General features: G+C 63.6%; 18 protein-coding genes and 1 pseudogene. 10 read left to right on the plus strand and 9 right to left on the minus strand.

Annotation, left to right across the window (positions count from 1 at the left end; translation table 11 throughout):
- Positions 1 to 52: 52 nt before the first annotated feature.
- From V2I08_RS04610 to V2I08_RS04620, 3 genes are all read right to left on the minus strand, one after another.
- Positions 53 to 1,684 carry an AMP-binding protein gene (locus tag V2I08_RS04610; protein WP_349634032.1) on the minus strand — a complete coding sequence of 544 codons (1,632 nt, stop codon included), beginning with the start codon at positions 1,682 to 1,684 and terminating at the stop codon, positions 53 to 55.
- Between the two features lie 62 nt (positions 1,685 to 1,746).
- Positions 1,747 to 2,574 (minus strand): NAD(P)-dependent oxidoreductase, encoded by an 828-nt coding sequence (locus V2I08_RS04615; protein ID WP_349634033.1) that lies wholly within the window; start codon positions 2,572 to 2,574, stop codon positions 1,747 to 1,749.
- Positions 2,575 to 2,586: 12 nt separating this feature from the next.
- Positions 2,587 to 4,416: an acyl-CoA dehydrogenase gene (locus V2I08_RS04620; RefSeq protein WP_349634034.1), complete on the minus strand. Its 1,830-nt coding sequence runs from the start codon at positions 4,414 to 4,416 to the stop codon at positions 2,587 to 2,589.
- A gap of 517 nt (positions 4,417 to 4,933) precedes the next feature.
- Between V2I08_RS04620 and V2I08_RS04625 the strand changes: the two genes are divergently transcribed.
- Positions 4,934 to 5,548, plus strand: coding sequence for a VOC family protein (locus tag V2I08_RS04625; protein ID WP_349634123.1), 615 nt, complete (start codon positions 4,934 to 4,936; stop codon positions 5,546 to 5,548).
- A gap of 19 nt (positions 5,549 to 5,567) precedes the next feature.
- Positions 5,568 to 6,128, plus strand: a complete 561-nt coding sequence (locus V2I08_RS04630; RefSeq protein ID WP_349634035.1) for a hypothetical protein — start codon at positions 5,568 to 5,570, stop codon at positions 6,126 to 6,128.
- A 54-nt stretch (positions 6,129 to 6,182) separates the two neighbouring features.
- Here the strand turns inward: V2I08_RS04630 and cofD are convergent, their stop codons facing one another.
- Positions 6,183 to 7,118, minus strand: a complete 936-nt coding sequence (cofD, locus tag V2I08_RS04635) for a 2-phospho-L-lactate transferase (RefSeq protein ID WP_349634036.1) — start codon at positions 7,116 to 7,118, stop codon at positions 6,183 to 6,185.
- Positions 7,119 to 7,326: 208 nt separating this feature from the next.
- Between cofD and V2I08_RS04640 the strand changes: the two genes are divergently transcribed.
- Together V2I08_RS04640 and V2I08_RS04645 are read left to right on the plus strand one after the other, a co-directional pair.
- Positions 7,327 to 10,821, plus strand: coding sequence for an indolepyruvate ferredoxin oxidoreductase family protein (locus V2I08_RS04640; protein WP_349634037.1), 3,495 nt, complete (start codon positions 7,327 to 7,329; stop codon positions 10,819 to 10,821).
- Positions 10,822 to 10,848: 27 nt separating this feature from the next.
- On the plus strand, positions 10,849 to 11,658 hold the full coding sequence (locus V2I08_RS04645) for a GntR family transcriptional regulator (RefSeq protein ID WP_349634038.1): 810 nt from the start codon (positions 10,849 to 10,851) through the stop codon (positions 11,656 to 11,658).
- A gap of 168 nt (positions 11,659 to 11,826) precedes the next feature.
- Here V2I08_RS04645 and V2I08_RS04650 read toward each other — a convergent pair whose 3' ends face one another.
- Positions 11,827 to 12,654, minus strand: a complete 828-nt coding sequence (locus V2I08_RS04650) for an SDR family oxidoreductase (protein WP_349634039.1) — start codon at positions 12,652 to 12,654, stop codon at positions 11,827 to 11,829.
- Between V2I08_RS04650 and V2I08_RS04655 the strand changes: the two genes are divergently transcribed.
- Both V2I08_RS04655 and V2I08_RS04660 read left to right on the plus strand, forming a co-directional pair.
- The gene (locus tag V2I08_RS04655) at positions 12,655 to 13,290 is read left to right on the plus strand and encodes a TetR/AcrR family transcriptional regulator (RefSeq protein WP_349634040.1); all 636 of its coding nucleotides are present in this window, start codon (positions 12,655 to 12,657) and stop codon (positions 13,288 to 13,290) included.
- Between the two features lie 147 nt (positions 13,291 to 13,437).
- Positions 13,438 to 14,045, plus strand: a pseudogene (locus V2I08_RS04660) (IS630 family transposase); the annotation flags it as partial.
- 92 nt (positions 14,046 to 14,137) lie between these two features.
- Here V2I08_RS04660 and V2I08_RS04665 read toward each other — a convergent pair.
- From V2I08_RS04665 to V2I08_RS04680, 4 genes are all read right to left on the minus strand, one after another.
- The gene (locus tag V2I08_RS04665; protein ID WP_349634041.1) at positions 14,138 to 17,581 is read right to left on the minus strand and encodes an AAA family ATPase; all 3,444 of its coding nucleotides are present in this window, start codon (positions 17,579 to 17,581) and stop codon (positions 14,138 to 14,140) included.
- Positions 17,582 to 17,655: 74 nt separating this feature from the next.
- Positions 17,656 to 18,390, minus strand: a complete 735-nt coding sequence (locus V2I08_RS04670; protein WP_349634042.1) for a thioredoxin domain-containing protein — start codon at positions 18,388 to 18,390, stop codon at positions 17,656 to 17,658.
- Between the two features lie 45 nt (positions 18,391 to 18,435).
- On the minus strand, positions 18,436 to 19,107 hold the full coding sequence (locus V2I08_RS04675) for a thioredoxin domain-containing protein (protein ID WP_349634043.1): 672 nt from the start codon (positions 19,105 to 19,107) through the stop codon (positions 18,436 to 18,438).
- 46 nt (positions 19,108 to 19,153) lie between these two features.
- Positions 19,154 to 19,696 carry a DUF721 domain-containing protein gene (locus V2I08_RS04680; protein ID WP_349634044.1) on the minus strand — a complete coding sequence of 181 codons (543 nt, stop codon included), beginning with the start codon at positions 19,694 to 19,696 and terminating at the stop codon, positions 19,154 to 19,156.
- 26 nt (positions 19,697 to 19,722) lie between these two features.
- Here V2I08_RS04680 and mutY point away from each other — a divergent pair, with 26 nt between their 5' ends.
- Genes mutY through V2I08_RS04700 form a run of 4 tightly spaced genes read left to right on the plus strand, consistent with a single transcriptional unit; the run spans position 19,723 to position 23,879 of the window.
- Positions 19,723 to 20,796 carry an A/G-specific adenine glycosylase gene (mutY, locus tag V2I08_RS04685; RefSeq protein WP_349634045.1) on the plus strand — a complete coding sequence of 358 codons (1,074 nt, stop codon included), beginning with the start codon at positions 19,723 to 19,725 and terminating at the stop codon, positions 20,794 to 20,796.
- Positions 20,783 to 21,700 (plus strand): NAD(+) diphosphatase, encoded by a 918-nt coding sequence (nudC, locus tag V2I08_RS04690; protein ID WP_349634046.1) that lies wholly within the window; start codon positions 20,783 to 20,785, stop codon positions 21,698 to 21,700. Before mutY ends, nudC begins: the two co-directional genes overlap by 14 nt.
- A 42-nt stretch (positions 21,701 to 21,742) precedes the next feature.
- Positions 21,743 to 23,089: a TldD/PmbA family protein gene (locus V2I08_RS04695; RefSeq protein ID WP_349634047.1), complete on the plus strand. Its 1,347-nt coding sequence runs from the start codon at positions 21,743 to 21,745 to the stop codon at positions 23,087 to 23,089.
- The gene (locus V2I08_RS04700; protein WP_349634048.1) at positions 23,076 to 23,879 is read left to right on the plus strand and encodes a 3'(2'),5'-bisphosphate nucleotidase CysQ; all 804 of its coding nucleotides are present in this window, start codon (positions 23,076 to 23,078) and stop codon (positions 23,877 to 23,879) included. Before V2I08_RS04695 ends, V2I08_RS04700 begins: the two co-directional genes overlap by 14 nt.
- The last annotated feature ends 3 nt before the right edge of the window (positions 23,880 to 23,882 follow it).

Genomic DNA, 23,882 nt, shown 5'->3' on the forward strand with positions numbered 1-23,882 from the left:
GGTGGCAATCCTTGTTAGGGGCCGGGTTTCCAGAAAAATATCTTGGGTGGTGCTAACCGCGCAGGGCCAGACGCTGGATCTTGCCGGTTACGGTCTTGGGTAGTTCGTCCATCACTTCGATCACGCGCGGCACTTTGTAGGCGGCCAGCTTTTCGCGGCAATATTTCTGAAGTTCGGCCGGATCGAGGGATGCGCCGGGTTTGAGCGAGACGAAGGCCTTCACCGTTTCGCCGCGATAGGCATCCGGCTCACCCACAACCGCCGCTTCGCGCACGGCGTCGAAGGTATAGAGCACGTCCTCCACCTCACGCGGCCACACCTTGAAGCCGCTGGCGATAATCACATCCTTCTTGCGATCGACCAGATAATACCAGCCGTTGGCGTCCATGAAGGCGACATCGCCGGTGCTGAGCCAGCCATCCTTGATGGTCTGCGCCGTTTCTTCGGGTTTGCGCCAGTAGCCGACCATGACCTGCGGACCACAGATGACAAGTTCGCCAACCGACCCGGCGGGCAGGTCCGCGCCATTGTCGTCCACAACCCGCGCCCGTGTTCCCGGCTGCACGACGCCGATGGACAGTGTGCCGCTTTCCTCGTCCACGGGAATTGCCGTCAATCCGGGTGTAAGGTGCGTGGGGGCTGCCGTTTCGGTCATGCCGTAACAGGAATGGATCTTGATCTGGAGCTTGCGTTCGATGTCGGCCATTAACGCGGGCGGAATGGGCGCGCCGCCGGAATAGATGCGGTGAAACGATGCCATATCCTGCGGCGTGATATCCGCCAGATTCGACAAGGCGTTGAACGCGGTGATGGCACCGATCGCGAATGTCGGCCGGTGGCGCCGGATCATGTCCAGCATCAGGCTGGGTTCGACGCGATAGTGCAGCACTTGCGCCGCACGCGCGCAAATTGCCGTCGCGATGTGACAGGCAAATCCGGTGATGTGGAAATAAGGCGCAAGGGCCAGCAGGCTGGAATCCGCGTCGATTTCGCACCAGGAAGCAAGGATCTGCGCGTTATAGGCCAGGCTCGATTGCCGCAGCATGGCCCCTTTGGGTATGCCGGTCGTGCCCGATGTATAGAGGATGAGGCCGATATCGTCTGCCTGCGGTTCGACTTGGGGAACCGCCTGGACCGGCGGCGATGCCAGTATATCTTCCAGCAGGGGCACCGCCACTGCGCCGGAGGGGGGCTGGGGCAGGACGCGGGCATCATCGAGAGACTGGAACGAGCGGGGCGAGGTGGCCAGCAGGGTGCTCGATGTCTCGGCCTGTTCGACCGCCGCCCGGAGTTCCTCGACCTGATGGTCGAGGCAAAGCACGGTCTTGGGCTGGGCATCGCGGATTAATCGCGCCAATTCTCCGGGCGTGTACATCGGGTTGGCTGGAACCGGAATGGCGCGCAATTTCCATGCGGCAAGCGCCATCATGATGAATTGCGGGATGTTCTGCAGGCAGATCATCACCCGGTCGCCCTGTGCGACGCCTTGCGCAACGAGCCAGCTTGCCAGCGCCTGACTCTGTCCGTCGAGTTCGGCATAGCTGATGGTCTGGTCGAAATAATGCAGCGCAGGCCGGTCCCCTGCCTCGGCGACAGCGGCGCGGAAGGCCGCCAGCATATGATCGAACTCCTGCGCCGGAACGGGTGTCGGTCCATATGTGATCGCGGGGTCAAACTGTGTCATGCAGCATCTCTCCCTTTTCATGTTGGCCCTTATTGGTGGTGTCACCGGGCCGTTGTCGTACCTTATGCGTCCGGGTCGACGAAGATGTCGACTTCGAGATCGGCTCCTGGAACGTGACTATAGGAGGAAAAATCCCGTATTCCGACATCCCGCAACACGCCCTCGTCGAGCAGGAAATTGCCGGTATAGGCCGGATCACGGCACAGGATGACATGGGCGGCATCGGCCATGATCTCCGGCTTGCGCGACCGGCGCATCATGTCGTCGCCGCCGAGCGCAAATTCGACCGCGGCCGTGGCGATCGTGGTCTGCGGCCATAGCGCGTTGAAGGCGATCTGGTCCTTGCGGAACTCTTCCGCCATGCCGAAGGTCACCATCGACATGCCATATTTGCTCATCGTGTAGGGCAGGTGCGCGGCAAACCAGTCGGCTCGCATGGTCAGCGGGGGCGAAAGCGTCAGCACATGGGCGCGATCGCTCTTGCGCAGGAACGGTATGCAGGCCCGCGAAACGAGAAATGTGCCACGCATGTTGATCTGCTGGATCAGGTCGAAGCGCTTGATCTCGATATCTTCCGAGGATGACAGGTTGATCGCCGACGCATTGTTGATGCAGATGTCGATTCCGCCGAAATGCTGCGCGGCCTGCGCCACCGCTGCCTCTACCGCGTCGCCATCGCGCACGTCGAGCATGATCGGCAGGGCTTTGCCGCCGGCCGCCTCGATTTCCTGCGCTGCGGTATAGATCGTGCCGGGCAGCTTGGGGTGCGGCTCTGCCGACTTCGCCGCGATAACGATGTTCGCGCCGTCGCGCGCGGCGCGCAATGCGATGGCCAGGCCAATGCCCCGGCTGCCGCCGGTGATAAAGATCGTACGTCCGTTGAGCGACATGCGCTTCCCCCCTTAGAATTCGTTGTCTTGCGCGCCGAAGACAATGTCTGAATCGGCAAGGACCTCTCCGGTCCATGCGGCGATTTTCGGCAATTCGGTTTCGGCAAAGAACCGGGCGCAGCGCAGGCGCGAGGTCACGAAGGCGCGATCGGCTATCTGACCCGCAGCATCCTGGTTCAACACGGCGATCGCCTGTTCCAGCCAGATCCAGCCAATGACCAGATGGCCGACGGCGAACAAAATGGGGGTGCCCCAGGCCAGTGCTTGCGCATTGTCGGCCTTGGCCAGCACTGCAGAGACGGCCGCCTCGACCTGCACCAGCGCTTGTTCGACTTGCCGCGCCAGCGTCGAGAGGTCGCCACCAGCGCCATCGTGCATGGTGCGCCCCGTCGCAATGGAGGCCTTGACCCGCTCCGCAAGCAACGCAAAGGATTCGCCCTGTTCGCGGCGCATCTTACGCCCGATCAGGTCGATGCCCTGAATGCCGGTGGTGCCTTCATGAATTGGATTGAGTCGGTTGTCGCGATAGAGGAGTTCTATCTCGAAATCGCGGGTGTAGCCTGATCCACCGTGAATCTGCAGGGCATGGTGCAGCGAGACCTGCGCCCATTCCGAAGGCCAGCTCTTGACGATGGGGGTCAGGAAAGCGAGCAGCTTGCCGGCTTCCTCGCGCGCTTGGGCTGTAGGTGCCGTCTTTTCATCGTCAATCAGGCGCGCAGCATAGAGCATGAGGCCGAGCGCCCCTTGCGCATAGGCTTTCTGCGTCAGCAGCATGCGCTTGACGTCGGCATGTTCGATAATGGGTATCTGTGCGTCTGCCGGGTTCATGCCGGGATGGCGGCCCTGGGCGCGGTCCCGCGCATAGTCGAGTGCCATATGATAGCCACGTACCGCGAGCATGGTCGCGGCAAGCCCCACCGAAACGCGGGCCTCGTTCATCATGTGGAACATCTGCGGCAGGCCTTGTCCGACATCGCCCAGCAGCCAACCGATCGCGCCCGGTGCGCCGTCGGGACTGTTGCGGCCTTCGCCGAAATTCAGTGCGCAGTTGGGCAGGCCGCGATAGCCCATCTTGTGGTTGAGGCCCGCCACAGCGATGTCGTTCGCCTGTCCATCAGGCAGATATTTGGGGACAACGAACAGCGAAATGCCCTTGCTGCCCGCCGGCAGCGAACCATCCGCGTAGGGCACCTTGGCCAGCACCAGGTGGACGATGTTCTCGCGCGCCTCATGATCGCCGCCGGATATCCACATCTTGCTGCCGGAAATACGGAACCTGCGCCCCAGCGCATCTTCGCCATCGGCCAGGGCGCGCGAACGAATGTCAGCGAGCGAGGAGCCTGCTTGAGGCTCGGACAGGCACATCGTACCGACATGACGTCCGGCTACCTGCGGGATCACGAAGGCTTCGATCTGTGCCGGACTGCCATAATTGGCCAGCAGCGCAGCATTGCCAACGGTCAGCAACAGAAAGGAGGCCGTGGACAGATTGCCGCTCATCAGGGTGCCGAGTGCGGCGACATGGACCATATGCGGCAGTTGGAGGCCGCCAAGCTCGGTATCGAATATCGTGCTGAACAGCCCGGCATCTGCAAGAACGCCGAGTGCTTGCGCCGCTTCGGCAACGATCTCCACCTTGCCATCGGCGCGCAGGCTCGGTTCGCACGTATCGGACAGCCGCAAGTGCGGTGCCAGCACTTCGCGCGCAATTTGTTCGGCCAGATCAACGATCGAAAGCGCGTCGTCGACCGATTGCCCGGCAAATCTGTCACGTTCAAGCAATCCGCCCAGATCGAGCCAGTTGAACAGAAATTCGAAGTCGCGCCTGTCGATGATGTTCACATTTGATATCCAGAATGCCTGCCATGTCGGATGGTCCGCAAGCCTCAACAACAAGGCACGATCACGTCGGCTTGATCGTGCGCGCGCCAGGATAGCGCATGCGCCCGATCTGAATTGCGTCCGTTTTCGTCCCTGCTGGTGGGCAAACTTTCCAACCGCCACCGCCATACAAGCTGTTTTCACAAAATACCATATCGTCATTATGAAATGTATGACGAATTTGAATATCCCTCGTGCGGGCTTGGGATAGGCATCATCGTCATCGTCTTCCCGGTCGTTGATCGAGACGGTGAGGAGAGGGGGGACGATCAGGCTGGTTGGCGCTGGCAGAGGCGAGCGGGGCCATCCAGCATTTCATAGCGGGTGGTTGGTCGCATCCAGGCTTGACATGACGCCCCGACAATCCATAACTGGACAAAAGTACAGCTTAATAATGCTGTGGTCCCACTGCCCCTCGCCTGGCATCGCTTCTACGTGCTCCGGCTAGGGTTGCAGCGCGATAAGGATTGGAAGAGTGATGCAAGCGCAAACGTCCAAATTGCCGGAATTTTCCGTACCGCAAGCTGATCGGCCGCACAGCTTTGGCTACCAACTGATCCACACGACCCCTGACAATCATGATGCCGTCGTGAAATGGTATCAGACCTTATTCTGCGGATCGGTGCGAAGCGATGCGGAGGATATTCCGACAAGCGATCTGCTTGATGCTGGTCAGGAGACAATCTGCATTATTGCCCGGCCGGACCTGACCCCGCCGCCGGTCAAGATGGCGCGCGGTGTGCTGCACATGGCCTGGTTCTATAACAGCCTGGCGGAGCTGGTGTATGTGTGCCGCCATGCCCGCGACAATGGCATCGTTCCTTATGAGGTCATGACCTCGCCGGTGCTGATGCAGATTTATTTTCGCGATCCGGCAGGCAATGTCGTGGAGTTGGGAGTCGATGCCCACGATACGAGCCGACAGGCCCAGGATGCGATGCTTGGAGCCGCCGACCTGCGTATCCCCGGTAAGATCGACGACTGGTATTATGATCTCAACAAGCTGATCGCCATGCTGGAGGCGGGCATCCCCGATCATGAGATATTCAACACGCAACGGTTTCAGGAACTCGCCGCCTCTGGCCGGTTCTGACAAACGGAGGGAACTGAAAATGCAACGCACGATCGTCACCTTTCCGATGAAGCCGGGACCAACCAGGCACATCAGCATAAGCGACATCAAGGAGATGCCGAAACCACGCTATCGTTCACACTGGGCGTTGCTGACCAACAATATGAAGGCCAGCGAAGTCTTTTACGAAACACTGACCGGCGCGGCGCGGATCGTTGAGCCTACTTTCTGCACATCGACCTTTTCATGGGACGAGGAGCATCACCGCTTCTTTTTCGGCCATCGCGACAGCATGGCGAAAATGTATATGGGCGAAGCGGCGGCGAGCCAGCCATCGCCAACGGCCGACGCGCATACCGGCGTAGCGGGCGGGGGCATTCGATTCGCCACGGTAGCCGCTCTCGTGGCCGCTGTAGAGCGGATGCATGTGGCGGGATATGAACCGGAAAAGATCGAAGACAGGGGAAGCCTCGTTTCGGTCGTCTATCGTGATCCTGAAGGCCTGACCGCCGATATCTTCGCGCAAATTCCCGACGCCAAGGAAAAGCCCGCCCATATGCTTGATCGCCAGGCGTTGCTGACGAGGTTCGGCCAAAGTTGAACGATGGCCGTGGGCGCGATTTGCACGGCCGCCGCATCGATAACGCAGCCTATATCAGTTTCCGCGATTTGCGATGATAGCGAGGACGGCCTGCCCCAGCGCGATGCGTACCGCTTCGTCGCGCATCAGTGTGTGTGTAACATGCACCGCCATGCCTTCGGGGCGGGGCAGATCGGCATCCTGATGATCGATGACCAGATCCGTCACGAGTCCGGCATAGACATCGGCGATCGCGGTAGGTGTCGGTTCCTTACCAAGTTCGCGCAGGATTTTGGCGGCGGGCCCCTTTACTGCCTCCCCGCCTATGAAGGGCGAAACAGCGACGATTGGGGTGCCGCGTCTGCGGGCCATGTTCAGGCTGTCCTCGATTCCCGGCACCGCCCGGATCGGTGCGATCGACAGCCACGGATTGGACGGGCAGATGACGATGCCTTCCGCTGCATCAATCGCATCGATCACGCCAGGCGCGGGTCGGGCGTTTTCGACGCCGGAAAAGCGGATCGAGCAGAAGCGCGGTTCGGACTGAAAGCGGACGAAATAGTCCTGAAATGCCAGCTCGCCCTGGTCGGTCAGGACCATGGATGGAACCGGATCGTCGCTCATCGGCAGTACGGCCTGCTGGATACCCAGCCGGGCAGCCATGGTACAGGTGATGGCCGACAAGGGCTGGCTCTCCAGCGCGCGCGTGCGCAGCACATGGGTGGCGAGATCGCGATCGCCCAGCGCGAACCAGTCCTCGCCTCCAAGCCGCCGGAGCGCGTCCATGAACGCCCAGCTTTCGTCGGCCTGTCCCCAACCGCGGACCGCGTCATTGATGCCCGCCATGGTATAGAGGACGCTGTCTATGTCGGGCGAAATGGCGAGGCCAAGATGCGTGAAGTCGTCGCCGGTGTTGACGATGACGCTCAACGTCCGCGGCGGCAAAACCGATGCCAGCGCCAATGCCATGCGCGCCCCACCAACACCTCCCGCCAGTGCAACAATCGACATTGCCGTTCCTTTCGCCTGTGGGACCGCCGTCAATCGGTCTGTCGCGTACTTCTGGCGCGCGCAGGTCGGATAGCCCGCACCCCACCAGCATGACAACCGCCGATCGACGTGGGTGCGGGCATTTACGGCCGACGAGGTGCTTCGTCGGCAACTTGCATCCAGTGACAATAACGTATATCGATATACGTAATTGAGGAGGAGAGGGCCAATGAGTCTCGAACAGACTACCCCGAACGTCGCGCAGGCCAAGGCCGATGGGTTGGCGCAAGTTTCGCTATCGGATCGGTTCGAGAAGCAGAGCGGCCGCATTCTGATTTCCGGGGTGCAGGCGCTCGTCCGCCTGATGATCGTGCAGGCGCAGCGGGATGCGGCCGCAGGGCTTCGTACAGGCGGCTATGTCGCCGGTTATCGCGGATCGCCGCTGGGCACGCTGGATACGGCCTTTGCAAGCGCGCGAAAGATGACCGACGGGCTGGGAATCGTCGTCAAACCTTCCGTCAATGAGGAAATGGCCGCCACCGCCATTGCCGGAACGCAGCAGATTGCACAGACGGCCGGTGCGCGGGTCGATGGCGTCTTCGCGCTGTGGTATGGCAAGGGGCCAGGGTTGGACCGCGCGTCCGATGCGTTGCGCCACACCAATTACCAGGGTTCCTCTCCGCAGGGCGGAGTGGTGCTGGCGGTGGGCGATGACCATCTTGCCAAATCATCATCGATCACCTGCTATTCCGATGAAGTGGTGGCCGGGCTGAATATCCCGCTATTCTATCCCGCTGACCCTGCGGAAGTCGTTGAATATGGCCTGCATGGCTTTGCCATGTCGCGTCATACCGGGTCTTGCGTCGCGCTCAAGATCATCACCGAGGTCGCCGATTCGACCCGTGCCGTCCATACCGACGAATTGTCGATCACGCCGGTGCTGCCGCCGATCGAAGCACCCGCGATCGGTCTTCACAATCGCTGGCCCGAAACGCCGCTGGAACAGGAAATGCGGCAGATTGAGCATCGTTTGCCAGCGGTGGCGGCCTATGTGCGCGCCAACGGGCTGGACCGGATCGTCCTGAAACGGCCAGGGGCCAGGATCGGGCTGATCGGCGCGGGGAAAAGCTGGCTCGATATACTCGAAGCCTTGCGCCTGCTGGGACTGGACGAAGCGGCCATGGCTCAAAATGGGGTCGCGCTCTACAAACCGGCGATGATCTGGCCGTTGGAACCGGAGGGGCTGAAGGCTTTTGCCAAGGGGTTGGACATGATCCTCGTGGTCGAGGAAAAAGGCCCCTTCATCGAGGCGCAGGCCAAGGCGATCCTGTATGGCACGCCCGCCGCCCCTGCCATTTATGGCAAGTCCGGGCCGGATGGGGCGGCGCTTCTGCCCGCGATTGCGGATCTTACGCCCGAACGTATTGCCGCAGCGGTCGGGCCGCTAATTGCTGCTGTGACCGGAAATGGCGCGGTTGGTGACGCGGCGGCCCAGGTTGCGGGTAACGTGAAGTTACAGGCGTTGTTCGCCGTGCCGCCCACCATCCGCAAACCTTTCTTCTGTTCGGGCTGTCCGCATAATCGCTCCACCGTGGTGCCGGAGGGGAGTCGCGCGCTTGCCGGTATCGGCTGCCACGGACTTGCCGCCTATAACCGCCCCTTCACAGGGAGCTTCGCGCAGATGGGAGGCGAGGGCGGGCATTGGGTCGGTCTTGCCCCCTTTACCGATGAAAAGCACGTCTTCGCCAATATGGGCGACGGCACCTATTTTCATTCCGGTATCATGGCGATCCGCCAGTCTGTCGCGGCCGGGGTGAATCTGACCTACAAGCTGCTCTATAACTCTGCCGTAGCGATGACCGGCGGCCAATCAGTGGATGGCGAGCTGTCGGTCGAACAGTTGGTCGATCAGTTGCGGGCCGAGGGGGTGGCCACGATCATCCTCTCCACCGACGAGCCCGACCGCTATCGCAACAGCCCGGTCCGATCGAAGGTCGAACGGATCGACCATCGCGACGATCTGGACGCCTTGCAAAAGGAATTGCGCGACCGGCCCGGCGTGTCGGTGATTGTCTACGAACAGATGTGCGCGACGGAAAAGCGCCGCCTGCGCAAGCGTGGCAAGCTCGCCGATCCGACGACGCGCGTGTTCATCAACGAACTGGTCTGCGAGGGGTGCGGCGATTGTTCCGCCAAATCAAATTGCCTTTCGGTCGAGCCGGTCGAAACCGCGTTCGGAACCAAGCGAAAGATCAACCAGTCCAGTTGCAACAAGGATTATAGCTGCCTGACCGGATTCTGCCCCAGCTTCGTCACGGTCGAGGGTGGCAAGCCACGCGCGGCAAAAGTGGCAGGCGGCATGGCCATCGATGTCGCTGGCCTGCCGGAGCCTGAGGCCCTTGCGCGTCGGCATGAGCGCGTGGTCGTTGCTGGCGTGGGGGGCACCGGCGTGGTGACCATCGGCGCGCTGGTGGCCATGGCGGCCCATGTCGAAGGGCGCGAGGTCGGGGTGCTCGACCAGGTGGGCATGGCGCAAAAGGGTGGAGCGGTGGTCAGTCACCTGCACCTGGCCGACGAAGCGGTGACGGCACTGCGTATACCCGCCGAAACCGCCGATCTCATACTGGTGTGTGACGAGATTGTCGGTAACAGCCGCGATGTGATGGCCGCCATCGCGCCGGGCCGCACCCAAGTGCTGATCAACGCCGATGTCGCGATTACCGGCGATTTTACCCAAAATCGCAATGCCTTGCCCGACGCCAATATGCTCGACGCGCGGCTCAGGCGCAGGGCGGGGGATGAACAGGTCATCAGCCTGCCATTCACGCGCCTGTCCAATCATCTGCTGGGCGACGCGATCGGTTCCAATCTGATGATGCTTGGCTTTGCCTGGCAGAAGGGCTGGATCCGGCTGGCCCCGGCGGCGATCGAATCCGCTATCGCATTGAACGGCGTTGCCGTCGCGATGAACCGTGCCGCCTTCGCTATCGGTCGGCGGCTGGCGGTCGATCCGAATGCCGTGCTGGCCAGCCTGGCGGCGCAGGCGGATGATGTCGACGAGGATGCCGACATCGTAACGCCGCGTGTCGCATTTCTCGCGCAATATCAGGACGAATTTTACGCGGTACGGTATCGCGCAACGGTTGACCGTGTCGCAGCCGCCGAGCAGGCGCTGGGGGGCGATGGCGCACTGACCGACGTTGTCGCGCGAGGCCTGTTCCGACTAATGGCCTATAAGGATGAATATGAGGTTGCTCGGCTTTATACCGAGGGCCGTTTTGCCAAAGCCCTGAAGGACAGCTTCACAGGCGATGTCAAATTGCGTTTCCATCTTGCCCCGCCGCTGTTGGCGCGGCGCGATAAAGCGAGTGGCCATCTTCGCAAAATGACCTTTGGCGGATGGATGCTTCCCGTCTTTCGCCTGTTGGCCAGCGGCAAGCGGCTGCGTGGTACAGCACTCGATCCGTTCGGTTACACCGCAGAGCGCCGCAAGGAGCGGGCGTTGATCGGCGCTTATGAGCGGCTGGTTGATCGTCTGCTTGCCGGATTGCGGGCGGACCGGCTGGGCGAGGCGGCTCGCATCGCTGCACTGGTGCTGGAAGTGCGCGGCTATGGCCATGTCAAGGAAGCGGCAATTGCACATTACGAAATCGCCGTAGAGAAGGCTATGGCCGTATATGAGGCCTTGCCCATGGGCCGTGCGGCGGATCGGTTGGCTGGCTAATTTCGGTGCGGTTGATAATGTGCGCCTATGGCCAAGGATTTCAACCGATCCACCGGATCGAGAGCGAACGGATTTTCTAGCAAGCTGCCATTATGGTATCAGATTGCTAACCGACTGAGGTCGGAGATACTTGGTGGCCATCTGCCACCTGGTGGCCGGATCGAACCGGAGATTCGGCTGGCCGAAGATTATGGCGTCAGCGTTGTCCCGGTGCGGCAAGCGCTGCGCGCACTCGAAGCGGAGGCATTGATCGTTCGCCGCCGGGGAAGCGGAACCTTCGTTTCCAGCAAGCCGTCGGCGCGGGATAAGGGGGCGACCTCGCTGCGAGACCTATATTCGACCGAGTTCAGCAAGCCTGCATTGATATTGGAGCGCAGCGAGGTTGAAATCCCGCCGAATTTTCTCCCCTATTTCAGCGGCGAAACCGTAATCCATGCTATTCGGCGCGTCGCCTTTCGCGACGCTGTGCCTTGGTCATTTGGCACGCTCTATGTCCCCGTGCGTTACGCCGATGCGCTGTCCACCGTCGATCTGCAACGCTATCCCCTATACCGGCTGTTGCAGGAGCGGCATGGGATATATCTTGCGCGCTCGCACTTTGAGGCCATGGCCGTGGCGATCGGCGAGGAAGCGGCACATTATCTGGAAATCGGCCCCTATGAACCGGCCTTGTCGCTGACATGCGTGACGTTCGATGGTGCCGATCGGGCGGTTGGCGCTTTCGACATGACATTCCCCAACGACCCTTTTGTCTTCAAGTTCGATACCGAACATGGTCTGGGGGATGATATCGACCTCAGCACGCCGCTGTCAGCGCGCACCCGCCCGATGGAATGAAGGGGCCGCGGCCTCGCCGGACCTTTGCGATCAGTGCAGCATGGATTTCAACATGGGTCGGTCCCTGGCGATTCGTCCCGTGGTAGCAAATGTGTCGCGCAAGGAAGCGCCAGCTTGTGGGTGGGCAACAGGTTCCGATGAAGCCAAAATGATCTCAAAGCCAACATGTTATCCGCCATTTGCCCATGCCACTGCATCGGTTCCTGCCGGAATCACCATCGGGCAGTCAGTATCGGTCGCGGCACGGAAAACAGCTTCCGCCACATCGCGCGCGGTAGTGACTTCACCTGATCCTGCCGCATGCAATGCCGCTATCGTTTGATCGGCAAAGTCCTGATAGGCCTCAGGGAACCAGCCGCCTTTCGCAATTTGTTCCTGTGCGTTGGCGGCGAAGTTCGTCGATGGGGCCATGCCGGGGACGACGACCCTTGCGCGAATGTTGAACGGTGCGAGTTCCAGCGCAGCCGACTCCGTCAGCGATGTCACCGCAGCCTTGCTCGCACGATAGACGGAGAGCAGCGGCAGGGGTTTATAGGTCGAACTGGAACTCACATTCACGATCGCGCCCGACCGGCGCTCGCGCATGGCGGGCAGCACGGCCTGCATTGTCGCGATCGTGCCGAACAGATTGGCGTCGAAGATGCGTTGCACCACATCCATCGGCGTACCTTCAATAGCGTTCATCCACCCAATGCCGGCATTGTTCACCAGCACGTCGATCTCGCCAGCCTCTTCGAAGGCGGTCGCGACGCTCTTAGCGCTGGTGACGTCCAGCGGCAGGACGCGCAGATGCTTTGAAGCAGGTAAGGTGCTGGCGGCCGGATCCCGCATCGTGGCGACGACGGCCCACCCTTGTTCGAGGAAGTATAAAGCGGTTTCGCGGCCGAAGCCGGTGGAGCAGCCGGTGATCAAAACGGTTTTCATGGCATGGGTCCTTGTGATGTGTGGCGTTACGGCGCTAAGATATGAATGATCCTTCAGTTTTGGAATTCGCATATGAACCGGCCAGCGCCAGACCTGCTAAAGCCCCGTAAAACGCCGCAGCAGACGCGCTCTGCGGTCACGGTCGAGGCCATTCACACCGCAACCATTCAGCTTTTGTTGTCGGATGGAGTCGCGCGGCTCACGACGACGCGCGTGGCGGCGCGGGCCGGTGTTTCGGTCGGCACAATGTACCAATATTATCCGCACAAACAGGCGCTGTTGTTCGCCATCGTCGAGCGGCAACTGGATATGATCGTGACGGCGATGCTGACCGCCGCCGAACGTCTGGCAGGGTGCGATCTGCAGTGCGTTGCGGAAGGGCTTGCCACAGCCTGGCTCGACGCCAAGATGGCTGATATCGTCTCGTCACGCGCAATCTATGGCATCGCGGCTGAGTTCGACCTGTCCGAATTGATGAACCGCGCGAAGATCCTTCTGATAGATGCGATCCGCTCATTGCTGGAAGCTGTTCCCGACGCGGGCTTTACCGATCCCGATACCACGGCCTTCATGCTCGCGGCTTTGCTGGGAGGAACGGTTCGCGTCGTCATGGAAAGCGGGATGGCCGATGACGATTTCGAGCGGCTGCGGCAGGAATTGCCGAGAGCCTGCCTGGGCTACCTGCAACTGGTCGCGAGCAGGCAATAGGGTTCCCCTGAAACCTCTTCATGAGCAGTGTGAGGCCTCCGCGACAGATGCAAAGGCTATCCACCGCTTGCTGTCGAACGTGAGTGACGATACCGTCAGCGCCTTCCAAACGCCACCTTACCGACACGTTGCACGGTCGGCAGCGCTTATATGTCGCCGCCGAACCGAGCAGTCGTATTGTGTGTCGACGAGAAGTCGCAGATCCAGGTGCTCGACCGCGAGCAGCCGGTCCTGCCGATGGTGCCAGGCGTGCCCGATCGGCGCATCCATGCTCAGTTCGCAACGGCACAACCTCGCTGTTCGCGGCACTCGACATCGCCACAGGGGCGATGATCGGGAAGTACGACAAGCGCCATCAGGCAACCGAATTTTTCGATTTCCTCAAGCAGATCGACGCTGCCATGCCCGACGGCCCAGACATACACCTCGTGATGGACAACTACGCGACGCATAAGACGCCAAGGATCAAGGCCTGGCTGGCTCATCGACCGTACTGGCATGTGCACTTTACACCGACATAGGCATCCTGGCTCAACCAGATCGAGCGCTGGTTCGCCGAACTCACGCAAAAGCAATTGCAACGTGGTGTTCATCGATCCACCGCCGAGCTCGAAGCCGACATCATCGCCTTCATCGAGGCGCACAACGAAAACCCGAAGCCCTACCGCTGGGCCAAGTCCGCCGACGAGATCCTCGCCTCTGTCAAACACTTCTACCGGAAAACAATGAGGCGAACTTCAGATTCAGGTGACTAGCGCCAAGCGGTGTTAGCATAGTGTTTGGTCGTAAACCGCACCGCACTCATACACCGGCCCAAACCCGTCAAGCGTTTTTACAACTACAAAAATCACTCCGCCGCCAGCAGGGCCTCGGCGCTCTGAAGGTTGACCGACACCAGGCGGCTGACGCCCTGTTCGACCATGGTGACGCCGAACAAGCGGTGCATCCGCGCCATGCTGACGGCATTATGGGTGACGATCAGATAACGGGTCTGGGTTTGCGCGACCATCGCGTCGAGCAGGTCGCAGAAGCGTTCGACATTGGCATCGTCCAGCGGCGCATCGACTTCGTCCAGCACGCAGATCGGCGCGGGGTTGGTCAGGAACAGGCCGAAGATCAGCGCCACCGCCGTCAATGCCTGTTCGCCGCCCGACAAGAGCGTCAGCGCGGCCAGCTTCTTGCCTGGTGGCTGGGCCATGATTTCCAGCCCCGCCTCCAGCGGATCGTCGCTGTCGATCAGTTCCAGATGCGCCTGCCCGCCGTTGAACAGCGTGGTGAACAGACGACGGAAATGGCCGTCGACCGCCTCGAACGCCGCGAGCAGGCGTTGGCGGCCTTCGCGGTTGAGGCTGCCGATCGACCCGCGCAGCCGGTGGATGGCCTGCGTCAGTTCCTCGCTCTCCGCGCGGCTGGCCGCTTGGCTGGCTTCCAGCTCAGCCAGTTCCTGCGCCGCAACCAGATTGACCGGACCAATCCGTTCGCGCTCGGTGACGAAGCGGTCATGCTCGGCCTGTTCGGTCTGGGCAATGCGGATGTCGGCGCTGGCAAAGCCCAGCTTCTCCGGCAGAAGCGGCGGCGGGCATTCAAACCGTTCGCCCGACAGGCGGTTGGTTTCGATGCGCTTTTCATCGGCGGCCTCCGCGCGGGCGACGGCCGTGGCGCGCGCCTCGCGCGCGGCGGCCAGCACTTCGCCCGCCTGTGCTGCACGATGTTCGGCGGTGCGCAGCGTCGCTTCCGCATCATATTCCGCCCGTCGCGCGGTTTCGGCGGCCTCCGCCAGTGCCACGCCCTGATCGCCCAATGCAGCGATGGCCTGCGCCAAGGCGTCGGGCTGATCCTCGATCGTCATGCGCTCGGTGGCGATCGCCTCGCCGCGCGCGACCATGGCCGCAATGCGCTTGGCCGCTTCGCCAGCCCGCGCGCGCCAGCTTTTGACTTCCGCCTCGGCCGCAGCCTGCCGTTCGCGGTCGCTCGACAGCGCGCGATCGGCCAGCGCCTGATCCGCCTGCAACTGGCTGACGGCGGCGCGCGCCTTCTCGCTCGCCTGCGTCAGCGCCGCGACCAGCGCCCGTGTGTCCGCCCCGTCGGGCATCGCCGTGCGCGCGGCCTGCGCCATATCCTGCTCGGTGCGCGCGGAGTCGCAATCGCGCCGCGCCTCGACCAGCCGCTCCTCTATCCCTTCGCGTCGTCCGGACAGGCGCTCCAGCGCCGTCGTCGCCTCGTCGGCGGCCCGCAACGCGGCGCGTTGCTGCTGTTCCGCATGCGCCAGTCGGGTGCGTCCCGCCGCCAGCGCATCGCTTGCGGCCTGTTCGGATGCCCGCGCGGCCTGCTCTGCGTCCTGTGCCGCATCGACCTCGGCCGCGATGGCGGGTCGGGCGGTCATGATCGCCTCCAGCCGGTTGAGGCGGATCAGCCGCTCGGCCGCCGCCGCGCCGCCTTCGATGGCGACATAGCCGTCCCATCGCCGCATCTGCCCGTCGCGGGTGACGAGACGCTGGCCGACGCGCAACGTCTGCCCCGCATCCTGCTCTGCAAAGCCGATCTGGGCCAGGCGACGCGCCAGTTCGGGCGGGGCGCTGATATGGCTGGCGAGTGACTCACAGCCATCAGGCAGCGTCGGATCATCGGACTGCGCCTGCGCCCCCGCCCAGCGGCGCTTGCCCTCCGTCGCAATGGGGCTTTCCAGATCATCGCCCAAGGCAGCAGCCAAGGCGCGTTCATAACCGGGCGCAGCCTTCACCTGGTCCAGCGCCCGCGCCCGCCCGCCCGAACCACTATCGACGGCACGACGCAATGCTACCGCTTCACTGTCCAGCGCCGCCAGTGCCGCGCGCGCGGATGACAGCGCAGCTTGCGCTAACGCTCGCGCCTCGCTGGCGGACTGGCGCGCGGCGTCCGCCTCGCGGATCGTCACCTCGGCCGCATCCCGATCCAGGCCGGCCTGTTGTTGCCGCGCGACCGCCTCGGCGCGCTGCGCCTCCAACGGTGCCGCATCGGGCAAAGCCGCCGCTTCGGCGGCAAGGCGAGACGCCTCGCGCTCCGCCCGCTCCAACCGGGTGCGCGCGGCCACCAGCGCGGCTTCCGCGACGCGCAGTTCAGCCTGCTCGCCCGCCTGCTTCGCCATCGCCCTGGCCAGATCCAACTCGGCATCGCGTGCGCCACTCTCGGCAGCGGCGATCCGTGCCGCAAAATCGGGCCGCAATGTCTCGGTCTCGGCGATCCGCGCCTTGAGCGTGCCAATCTCTGCGGTCAGCCGTGCAATCGCCTCCGCCGCGTCATTGGCCAGTGTTCCCTCGCGCGCCCGATCCTCTTCCAGCCGTACGCTTTGCTGTACGAGATCCTGCAAGCGTCGCGCGACCGCATCGCGCTGCGTCCGCAATGTCTGGAGCCTGTGCCCCGCTTCGCTCGCATCCTCGCGCGCCTGCTGCGCGGCGGCGCGCCGGTCAGCCAACAGGGCCACGGCTTCCTGCGCCTGGGCGACGGCGGCCACCTGCGCCTGCTGTGCGACATGCACGCCATGATCGGCCTGTTTGGCGTCGGCGCGGGCGGATTCCGCGCTGGCATTGGCCTCGCGCCAGCGTGCGAACAAAAGGCGCGCCTCGGCCACCCGGATCTGGTCGGACAGGCGAATATAGCGTTCCGCTGCCCGCGCCTGCCGCCGCAGGCTGTTGGCGCGCGTGTCCATATCGATCAATATTTCGTCGAGCCGCGCCAGATTGGCTTCGGCAGCCCGCAATTTCTGTTCGGCATCTTTGCGCCGGACATGCAGGCCCGCAATTCCGGCGGCTTCCTCCAGCATCGCGCGCCGCTCCTGCGGCCGGGCGGCGATCACGGCGGCGATCCGCCCTTGGCTGACCAGCGCCGGGCTATGCGGCCCGGTGGCGGCATCGGCGAAGATTAGCGCCACGTCGCGGGCGCGGACATCCTTGCCATTGGCGCGATAGGCGCTACCCGCGCCGCGCTCGATCCGACGGGTGACTTCCAGTTCGCCGTCCGCGCCGACATCGACGGCGCTGAACAATTCGCCCTGTTCCTGTACCGTCAGCAGCGACACTTGCGCGAAATCGCGTTGTGGCCGGGTCGCGGTGCCCGCGAAGATCACATCTTCCATGCCGCCGCCGCGCATCGACCGCGCGCTCGATTCGCCCATCACCCAGCGAATGGCTTCCAGCAGGTTGGATTTGCCGCAGCCATTGGGGCCGACGATGCCCGTCAGGCCCGGTTCGATCCGCAATTCGGTCGCATCGACGAAGCTTTTGAAGCCGGAGAGTTTGAGCCGCTTTATCTGCACGGGATTGGACCGGAGCGATACATCGCCCCGGCTCCCTCAAGCGCGCGCGCCGATGTCAGCCCCCCGGCCGGCAATCAGAGTCCCGCTGCCTTGAGTTTGGGCTGGAGCGAGGCCCAGTTTGCGGCATTATCGACCAGCACGCCGTTGATCAGGAAGCTGGGCGTCCCTGTGATCTGATATTGGCTGTTGGCCCTCTCGACGCCCTTGGCCAGTTTTTCGGCTGCGGCAGTATCCGCCAGACATTGCTTGGCCTGATCGGCAGAAATGCCACGTTGCTGCGCGAACTCGACGAGGCCCAAATCATTTGCCAACTGTCCGAATCGCTGTGCAGGCGGCGCGTTCATCACCGCCTGATAGCGCGCATCGCCCATGGCCTGCGCCTTGTCGAACATCGCCGTCTGATTGGCAAAGAACTGCTCCGACAGCGGATAATAGATATCCTTGCCGCCGCAACGCGCCAGCAAGGCCGTCGAAATGTCGATCGGGTCACGCACATAGGGGCGGAACTCGAAGCTCATCTTGCCGGTGTCGACCAGCGTGTTGATTTCCTCCGACGCTTCGGCGGTGAAATCCTTGCAATGGCTGCAGGTATAGGAGCCGAACTCGACCAGCTTCACCTTCGCATCGGGATTGCCCATCAGATAATAGCCATCGGGTGTTTCGGTCACCGTCTGGGACCAACTCGTCCCCGCAGGCGGTGCGACGGCGGCGACCGGCTCGCCGGTCGGTTTTGCGCCCTCCTCGCTCTTGCCGCACGCGGCGAGGGTCAGGCTGAGGGCGATAAGGGCAAGACCGGAAAAGGCTTTCACGACGGGCAAGGCTCCGATGATGGATGATTGAAAGGCGAGTCTAGATCAGCGCGCGGCTGGCGGCAATGCGGCCTGAAGGATGGTCCAGGTCGATCCTTCGACCCGCGTGCCGTTGACGGTAAAACCGGGCGTGCCGGTGATCTTCACCTTGTTCCACGCATCGTCGGTCATCGCCATCACCTGCTTCATCGCCATCGGGCTGGCGATGCAGGCGTCGAGCTGCGCGGGCTTGTAGCCGCGCTTGCCCATCAGCGTGTACAACCCGGTCTTCTGGCCGATGTCGCGCAGCGCGGCGATCTGGTCGGTCGGCTTGGTCGCGTCGCGATCATAGGTCTCGATCTGCGCCATCCACGCATCCTGATTGGCGAACAGCGCTTCATGATTGCCCATGAAGCGGGCCGGGCCGCCGCAGCGCGCAAGCAGCGCGGCGGTCAGGTCATATTTGTCGCGCACCGCATTGCGCACCTCGACGCTGACCTTGCCGCCCTTCACATAGCCGGTCTTGAGCGGCCCGCTCGCTTGCCCGACAAACTGGGCGCAATGGCTGCACGTGTAGCTCACATATTCGACCAGCTTGGTCGTGGCGGACGGATTGCCCATCAGATGTCCGCCGATCGGTGAAATAACCACGCGACTTACCCAGTTGGTGGCGGGCGCGGCGATCAGGGCGGCAGGCAGGGCGATGAGGGCGAGGGGCAGCAAGCGGGCATAGGTCATGGGAGAGGTTCCTGGCGGACATCGACTGAACATAAGCGTAACGACATCAGCCGATCTTGGGCGGACCGCTGCTGTTGGCAAGCCCCTGTGCCAGCGATTCCAGCACGGTGCGCAATTCGGGATCGCCAATGCCGCGCAGCGAATCGCCCAGCTCGACCGGGATCGGCCGCAAATTGCGCGGTGGCGGGCGGCGTTCGGCGGTTGCTGGCAGAATATCGCCCTGCCGCATCGCCACCTTGGCGACGGCGGCATAGCCAAAGAAGCGATTCACCCGCTCGATCATGTCGGGCAGCATATGCTGCACCATCGGTCCATGGCCGCTCATCACCGTCAGTTGCAATGTGCCGCCGGCCTTCTTACCGACAGGGAAGCGAATCGATTCGGGCGCGGTGATCGCGGCATAATGGCTGCCGACAATCTCGGTCCAGCGGGTGACGATGCTGGACTGAACGAAGCCGAACTTGCGGAAAGCGGCGCGGCCGATGTCGGGCATAAGGTCCGCAATCTGGCGGCTCGCACCGATCCGCGGCCGCTCGACGGGCAAGGCGGCGCGGCTTTTCACTTTCAGCACTGGGGGGCGTTCCGTCATCGCTCGCACCATGGCATAGGGCCGCCATGCGCGTCGAGGGTAGAGAGTCAAAAATCGCGAGCGACCTGCTCGCCCATTATGACGTCCACGCCCGTCGCCTGCCCTGGCGCGCGCCGCCGGGGAGCAATACGACCGATCCCTATCGCGTCTGGTTGTCCGAAGTGATGCTGCAACAGACCACGGTGGCGGCAGTCGGCCCCTATTTCGCCAAGTTCACCGAACGCTGGCCGAGCGTGGAGGCGTTGGCGGCGGCAGCGGATGCCGATCTGATGGCGGCGTGGGCCGGGCTTGGCTATTATGCCCGCGCCCGCAACTTGCTCGCCTGCGCGCGCGCGGTGGCGAGCGAGCATGGCGGGAATTTCCCCGATACGGAGGACGGCCTTCGCGCGCTGCCGGGCGTCGGCACCTATACTGCTGCTGCTGTCGCCGCCATCGCCTTTGGTCGCCGCGCCGTGGTGGTGGACGCCAATGTCGAGCGGGTCGTCGCCCGGCTGTTCGCGATCACCACCCCGCTGCCTGCTGCCCGTTCGGCGATCCGCGAGGCGGCGGATAGAATCACCCCCGATGCCCGCGCCGGGGATTTTGCCCAGGCGATGATGGATCTGGGCGCGACCATCTGCACCTCGCGCAATCCCGCCTGCGGCATCTGCCCCTTGCGCGCCGATTGCGCCGCCGTCCTGACCGCCGATCCGGCAGCCTTTCCGGTCAAGGCCGCAAAAAAGGCCAAGCCGCATCGGCTGGGTCATGCCTTCTGGATCGAGCGGGCGGACGGTCATGTCTGGCTGGCGCGCCGCCCGGACAAGGGAATGCTGGGGGGCATGCGCGGCTTGCCCGGATCGGCGTGGAACGACGCGCCCGATCCGACCCCGCCCTTCGCCGGACCATGGCGAAGGCTGGAACCGCCGGTCGCGCATGTCTTCACCCATTTCTCGCTGGCATTGACGGTCCATGCGATCCAGGTGGATCAGGATCATGTGCCGTCGGGTGCGGGCGAATGGTGGCCGATCGATCGACTGGCGGAAGCAGGATTGCCGACACTGTTCGTGCGCGCGGCCGAAACGGCCATGAAGAAAGAGGATGTCAGCGATGCACGGCACTAATCCGGTGATAGAAAAGCTGCCCGGCTTCGCTGGCGGCACGATCGACCGGGTGGATCATATCCGCACCAACCCGGCCAAGCTGGCGGAAGCCTTTGCTGATCCCGCCGCGCGCCTGCTCGTGCTTGACGGGCTGGAGCCAGTCGAGGTGGACGGCCATCTGTTGCTGGAGCCGCTGGCGGCCGATGCTGATGTCGCGGATCATGTGCTGCTCGGCATCGACCCTGCCGGACAACCGATCTTCGCGCGATTGGTCGCCGATCTTGGCCCCAACCTCATCCCGACCTCGCGCAGTCGCGCCATCGCCGGGCTGGTGCCAGCGGCGGAGGTCGCGCTCTACGGCACGGCGCGCAGCCTGGTTCACTGGCATGCGCGCCATCGCTTCTGCTCGGTTTGCGGCGGGCCGACCCAGCCGGTCAAGGCAGGCTGGTCGCGGCGTTGCGATCTTTGCGCCGCCGACCATTTCCCGCGCACCGACCCGGTCGTCATCATGCTGGCGGAATATCGCGGCCGGGTTTTGGTCGGGCGGCAACATGCCTGGCCGCAGGGGCGCTATTCGGCGCTGGCAGGCTTTGTCGAACCCGGCGAGACGATCGAGGAAGCCGTGGCGCGCGAACTGTTCGAGGAAGCGGGCATCCGTGTCCGCGACGTGCGCTATGTCATGAGCCAGCCCTGGCCCTTCCCCTCCTCCCTGATGATCGCCTGCATCGCGCAGGCAGACGACGATGCGCTGACGCTCGACCCGACCGAGATAGAGGATGCCTTCTGGTGCGATGCCGACGCGGTTCGCGCGGCGATAGCGGAGGAGCCCGGCGCGCCCTTCCTCGCGCCGCCGCAGATGGCAGTCGCCTGGCACCTGCTCGACCGCTGGCTGGCGGGCGTTGCTCCCATGGGCGCAAGCGCGTAAGGCCACAGGCTCCTCTTATCGTTTCGGGAAACCCACGCCTCCATGCTCAGCCTAGAAGAAGCCCAGTCGCGCGCGCAGGATCTGGTCAGCGCCGCGCGTAAGGCAGGGGCGGATGCGGCCGACGCCATCTATGCCTGCAACGCCTCGACCAACGTGTCGGTGCGGCTCGGCCTGCTGGAGGATGTCGAACGGTCGGAGGGCGAGGAGATCGGCCTGCGCGTCTTCATCGGCAGCCGGTCGGCCAGCATTTCCGCGTCGGACATGAACCCGGCGACGCTGGCCACGCTGGTCGATCGCGCCGTCGCCATGGCGCGCGAAGCCCCGGAAGATCCCTATGCGGGTCTCGCGCCCGAAGATCGCCTGATGAAGAAGCGCCCGCCCGCGCTCGACCTGACCGACGAACGGGAACCCGAACCCGCCGCTTTGCGCGAACGCGCGCTGCTGGCGGAAGAGGCAGCGCGATCCGTGCCCGGCATCACCAACAGCGAAGGCGGCGGCGCATCGAATGGCCGCAGTCAGGTGGCACTGGCGACCAGCCATGGTTTTGCCGGTGCCTATGCGGGCACCAACCACTCGACCTGGGCCAGCGTGCTGGCAGGCGCCGGGTCGGACATGCAGCGCGACCATGCCAGCCATAGCGTGCGCCATCTGGAGGATCTCGACAATGCCGAGGCAATCGGTGTGCGCGCAGGCCAGCGCGCCGTCGCTCGCCTCAATCCGGTGAAGGTGGAAAGCGGCGTCATGCCGGTCATCTTCGATCCGCGCATTGGCTCCAGCCTGCTGGGCCATCTGATCGGCGGCATGGTCGGCCCGGCCATTGCGCGCCGGTCGAGCTTCCTGCTTGAATCGCTGGGCGAAGCGCTGTTCGAATCGGGTGTCACCATCATCGACAATCCGCAACTGCCGCGCGGGCTGCGTTCGCGCCCCTTCGATGGCGAAGGCTTGCCGGTTGCGCCGCGCGCGCTGATCGACCGGGGTGTGCTGACCGGCTGGCTGATGGACAGTGCTTCGGCGCGGCAATTGGGCCTGGAACCGACCGGCCATGCGAGCCGGGGCGGCAGCGGCGCGCCGGGCGTCAGCATCACCAATGTCCATATGGAGGCCGGCACGGTGTCGCCGGGCGACCTGATGGCGGATGTCAAGCGCGGCCTCTATGTCACCGAATTGATCGGCATGGGCGTCAATGGCGTGACCGGCGATTACAGCCGGGGCGCGGCAGGCTTCCTGATCGAAAATGGCGCGGTCGCTCATGCGGTGTCGGAAATCACCATCGCCAGCAATTTGAAGGCGATGTTCCGCGCGCTCATCCCCGCCAACGACCTGCATTTTCGCTATGCCATGAACGTGCCGACGCTGCGCGTGGATGGAATGACCGTTGCCGGGGGCTGAGATAGACCTGCGCGCGATCGTGTCGGCGGTAGCCGATGCGGCCGATCATGCGCTGACCCTCTGGGCAGGCGGCGATACCCGTGTGCGCCAGTGGGAAAAGGTGCCGGGCCATCCGGTTTGCGAGGCTGATCTGGAAGTCGATGCGCTGCTGCGCGACCGATTGGGCCTGATCGACCCGGAAGCAGGCTGGTTGTCGGAGGAGACGGCCGACACGGTTCATCGCCTGGGCGTGCCGCGCGTCTGGGTGGTCGATCCGATCGACGGCACGCGCGATTATCTGCGTGGACGCCCCGGTTGGGCGGTGTCGGTCGCGCTGATCGAGGATGGCGCGGTTCGGCTCGGCATATTGGCGGCGCCGGCGCGCAATGAATTGTGGATCGCGCAGGCGGATGGCCCGGCGACACGTAATGGACAGACGCTGCGCGCTGGCAACCGCACCACGCTGCCGGGTGCCCGCGTCCCCGCCGATCAGTTACCGCGCATCGACCGGGATCTGGTGACGGTCGAAAAGCCCAACAGCATCGCGCTGCGCATGGCGATGGTGGCCGCCGACGAGGCCGATCTGGTCGCCACGGTGCGCTGGGGCAATGAATGGGATGTCGCCGCCGCCGCGCTGATCTGCCAACGGGCCGGGGCGAAGGTCACCGACGCCCTGGGTGCGCCCATGCGCTTCAACCGCCCCAAACCGACCGCTTTCGGCCTGCTTTGCGCTGCGCCCGGCATTCATGCCGCCGCCACGGATCGGCTGGCCCCCCGCGCTCGTGAAATATTGGGCGGTGCGCCGGGCTGACGG

This window comes from Sphingobium sp. MK2 (genome assembly GCF_040170545.1).
Lineage (GTDB): Bacteria > Pseudomonadota > Alphaproteobacteria > Sphingomonadales > Sphingomonadaceae > Sphingobium.

Bases quoted from the DNA above. Each gene is read 5' to 3' on its own strand.
- V2I08_RS04610 (WP_349634032.1), bottom strand. From the start codon at position 1,684: ATGACACAGTTTGACCCCGCGATCACATATGGACCGACACCCGTTCCG.
- V2I08_RS04615 (WP_349634033.1), bottom strand. From the start codon at position 2,574: ATGTCGCTCAACGGACGTACGATCTTTATCACCGGCGGCAGCCGGGGC.
- V2I08_RS04625 (WP_349634123.1), top strand. From the start codon at position 4,934: ATGCAAGCGCAAACGTCCAAATTGCCGGAATTTTCCGTACCGCAAGCT.
- V2I08_RS04630 (WP_349634035.1), top strand. From the start codon at position 5,568: ATGCAACGCACGATCGTCACCTTTCCGATGAAGCCGGGACCAACCAGG.
- cofD (WP_349634036.1), bottom strand. From the start codon at position 7,118: ATGTCGATTGTTGCACTGGCGGGAGGTGTTGGTGGGGCGCGCATGGCA.
- V2I08_RS04640 (WP_349634037.1), top strand. From the start codon at position 7,327: ATGAGTCTCGAACAGACTACCCCGAACGTCGCGCAGGCCAAGGCCGAT.
- V2I08_RS04645 (WP_349634038.1), top strand. From the start codon at position 10,849: ATGGCCAAGGATTTCAACCGATCCACCGGATCGAGAGCGAACGGATTT.
- V2I08_RS04650 (WP_349634039.1), bottom strand. From the start codon at position 12,654: ATGCGAATTCCAAAACTGAAGGATCATTCATATCTTAGCGCCGTAACG.
- V2I08_RS04655 (WP_349634040.1), top strand. From the start codon at position 12,655: ATGAACCGGCCAGCGCCAGACCTGCTAAAGCCCCGTAAAACGCCGCAG.
- V2I08_RS04675 (WP_349634043.1), bottom strand. From the start codon at position 19,107: ATGACCTATGCCCGCTTGCTGCCCCTCGCCCTCATCGCCCTGCCTGCC.
- V2I08_RS04680 (WP_349634044.1), bottom strand. From the start codon at position 19,696: ATGACGGAACGCCCCCCAGTGCTGAAAGTGAAAAGCCGCGCCGCCTTG.
- mutY (WP_349634045.1), top strand. From the start codon at position 19,723: ATGCGCGTCGAGGGTAGAGAGTCAAAAATCGCGAGCGACCTGCTCGCC.
- nudC (WP_349634046.1), top strand. From the start codon at position 20,783: ATGCACGGCACTAATCCGGTGATAGAAAAGCTGCCCGGCTTCGCTGGC.
- V2I08_RS04695 (WP_349634047.1), top strand. From the start codon at position 21,743: ATGCTCAGCCTAGAAGAAGCCCAGTCGCGCGCGCAGGATCTGGTCAGC.